We start from the raw sequence: 2,956 nt of genomic DNA on the forward strand, positions 1-2,956 counted from the left end.
CCGCCGCTCGCGCCGCAACGTCATGTTGCATTGCGCCAATTGCGGCTACTACAGCCGCGGTGGCAGCGTCTGTGCATGCTGCTACACTCGCACCCGCACGTACATAAATTTCCATTCAAACGCCGCATGCGGCACAGAATAGGGAGTTGCCATGTCGATTGCGAAGGTCATCGAGGTCAGTTCGGCATCGAGCAAGGGCATCGACGATGCGGTGCAGTCCGGATTGCTGAAGGTCGCCACGACGGTGAAAAACCTCAAGGGCGCCTGGATCAACGAGATCAAAGTCGTCACCGACGACGATGGCCGGGTCAGGGAATGGCGAGTGAACATGCGCGTGAACTTCGTAGTCGAATAAGGAGCGGCGAATGGGCCGGAGGCTTGCGCAGGAAGCCGTTGCATGAGCAAGCATGAAGTGGTCATCGGCTTTCTCGAGGATGACGCCGATCAGGCCGAGCTGATTTCCCTATGGCTCGAACGCGCCGGGTACACGCCGCGCGTTTTTCGCAGCGCGAACGAATTCCGCCGCCGCCTCGGCATCGAAGCGGTCGACCTGCTGCTGCTCGACTGGATGCTGCCCGACGCAACCGGTCTCGACGTCCTGGCCTGGATCCGCAATTCCGCGAATGCCGAGCTCCCGGTGATCTTCCTGACCGCCCGTTCGCTCGACGAGGACATCGTCAAGGGACTCGAGAGCGGTGGCGACGACTACGTCGTCAAGCCCCCGAAACAGGCCGAACTCCTCGCCCGCGTCGCCGCCGTGCTGCGCCGGCGCGGCGTGGATTCGGAAGCGAGCACCGATCTGACCGTGCCGCCGTACCACATCGACCTCATGCGCCGGCGCGTCGCGATCGAAGGCCGCGACATCGAATTGACCCAGCGCGAATTCGACCTCGCCACGTATCTGTTCCGGCGCCAGGGCCGCATCGTCAGCCGCGACGCGCTGCTCGAGAACGTCTGGAACATGAGCGCGCAGGTGTCGACGCGTACCGTCGACACGCACGTGAGCCGGCTGCGCAAGAAGCTCGAACTCGGCGGCGAACACGGCTGGCGCCTCACGGCGGTCTACCAGCACGGCTACCGTCTCGAACAGGCCTGAGGCCGCCGCCGGACGTGCGGCGCTTCGTGGAGGGCACGGCCATGTCCAGCAAGCGTCAGCAGGTTGCCCCGAAATCCCGCAGCGCCAAGCGCGCCGCGCCATCCCGTGATCGAGCGCCGCCAGCCCCGGCGCCGACGGAGAAGCCAGTGAGCGACAAGAAATCCGCCGCAGCCGATGCCAACGGCGCGGACCGCAACGTCGACCAGATCCGCGACATCCTGTTCGGCGGCCAGATGCGCGACTACGAGCGCCGCTTCCAGGAACTCAACGAACGCATCGAGGCCGACTTCGACGCGCTGCGCCAGGAGCAGGAGCGGCGTTTCGCGCAGCTCGACAAGCGCCTCGACGAACAGCTCGAAAAGCTCGGCCGCGCGCTGCGCCAGGAAACCGCCGACCGCACCGCGGCAACCGACGAGATCGAATCGCGGCTGCTGCAGAGCGCACGCGCGCAGCGCAGCGAACTCGCGACCGCGGTCGATACGCTCAATCACGATCTTTCCGCGGCCGAAGAACGGCTGCGTGCCGCGCTCGCCGAGGTCGACGCGGCGCTGAAGGAACACAACGTCCGCCTGAACCAGTCGCTGACGCGTTCGCGCGACGAACTGCGCGGCGAGAAGGTCGGCCGCGAAGACCTCGCGGCGCTCCTGACCGAAGTGGCGCTGCGTCTCAAGGGCGATTTCGATCTCCCCGGCGCGGCCTGACCGCACGGGCCCGCCGTGGGCGAACATCAGCGCCTCAAGCAACTGATACTCGGCGAGGAGCTGGCCGAGCTCAATTCGCATGCCGAACGCGTCGCCGCGCTCGAATCGCGCCACGCCGAACTGCCGCGGCAACTGCCCGACCTGCTCGTGCGCGCGCAGCGCGGCGACGGGCGCCGGCGCCTCGCCCGCGCGCTGGCCACGCCGGTCGCCGACGCGCTCGGCGAAGCCGTCGAATCGCAGCGCCAGCGCATCGTCGACGTTTTGTTTCCGGTCATCGGACCGGCGATCCGCAAGGCCATCGCCGAGGCGCTGCGCGACTTCACCGAGAACTTCAACCGCGCGCTCGAATCGAGCTTCACGCCGCGCGGCCTGCGCTGGCGCCTGGAATCCTGGCGCACCGGTATCCCGTATGCGCAGGTGGTGCTGCGGCATTCGCTGCGCTATCGCACCGACCATCTGTTCGTCATCGACCGCGACAACGGCCTCGTGCTCGCGCGCGTGTCGGCGCCGGAACTGCCCGATCTCGACGCCGACGCGATCGCCGGCATGCTGACCGCGATCGGCGACTTCGTGCGCGATTCGGTCGGCGCCGGCGACAGCGGCAGCCTCGATTCGGCCAGCGTCGGCGAATACGTCGTCTGGGTGCTGCAGGGACCGCGCGCGAACCTGGCGGCGTTCCTGCGCGGCACCCCGCCGACCGAACTCCGGCTGGTCCTGAGACAGCATCTCGAACGCATCCATCAGCGCTTCGACGAAGGCGCGTCCGACGATGCCGCGCTGCGGGACGGGCTGCATCTGGAACGCATCGACGCGCAGGCGCAGCTGCAACTGTCGTCCGGGACCACGCCGCGACGCTGGCCGCTCGTCACGTTGGCGCTGTTCGTTCTCGCCGGCATCGGTTTCTGGCAGTGGCGCGAGTGGACCTGGCAGCAGCGCATCGCCGATATCGAACACCGCCTGTCGGACTGGCCGGGCCTGCATCTGGATCGCATCGAGGGCCGCCGCTGGCGCAGCGTCCGCGTCGTCGGTCTCATCGACGGCGATGCCGATCCGCCATCGATCGCGCTGCGTGACATGCTGCCGGCCGAGGTCGAGATCGACCTGTCGCTGCGCGGCTTCCTGTCGACCGACGATGCGATCGTGCTGATGCGGCTGCGGC

The 2,956-nt window shown here is 67.6% G+C and carries 4 protein-coding genes; all 4 read left to right on the forward strand.

All coding sequences use genetic code 11. The features are described 5' to 3' along the window. The first annotated feature begins 151 nt into the window (after positions 1 to 151). Complete coding sequence (locus tag VLF18_RS16765) at positions 152 to 355, forward strand: dodecin family protein (RefSeq protein WP_325280773.1); 204 nt, start codon at positions 152 to 154, stop codon at positions 353 to 355. A 42-nt stretch (positions 356 to 397) separates the two neighbouring features. After that, entirely contained in the window at positions 398 to 1,096 is a 699-nt protein-coding gene (locus VLF18_RS16770; protein WP_325280774.1) for a response regulator transcription factor, read from the forward strand. A gap of 146 nt (positions 1,097 to 1,242) precedes the next feature. Beyond that, on the forward strand, positions 1,243 to 1,797 hold the full coding sequence (locus VLF18_RS16775; RefSeq protein WP_325280775.1) for a hypothetical protein: 555 nt from the start codon (positions 1,243 to 1,245) through the stop codon (positions 1,795 to 1,797). 15 nt (positions 1,798 to 1,812) lie between these two features. Further along, positions 1,813 to 2,956, forward strand: a 1,144-nt coding sequence (locus VLF18_RS16780) for a hypothetical protein (protein WP_325280776.1), incomplete at its 3' end; no start/stop codon positions are given.

The sequence above is a fragment of the Tahibacter sp. genome, assembly GCF_035481375.1.
In the GTDB taxonomy this organism is placed as follows: Bacteria; Pseudomonadota; Gammaproteobacteria; order Xanthomonadales; family Rhodanobacteraceae; genus Tahibacter.

Coding starts and splice junctions, on each gene's coding strand:
- VLF18_RS16770 (WP_325280774.1), top strand. CDS start 398: ATGAGCAAGCATGAAGTGGTCATCGGCTTTCTCGAGGATGACGCCGAT.
- VLF18_RS16765 (WP_325280773.1), top strand. CDS start 152: ATGTCGATTGCGAAGGTCATCGAGGTCAGTTCGGCATCGAGCAAGGGC.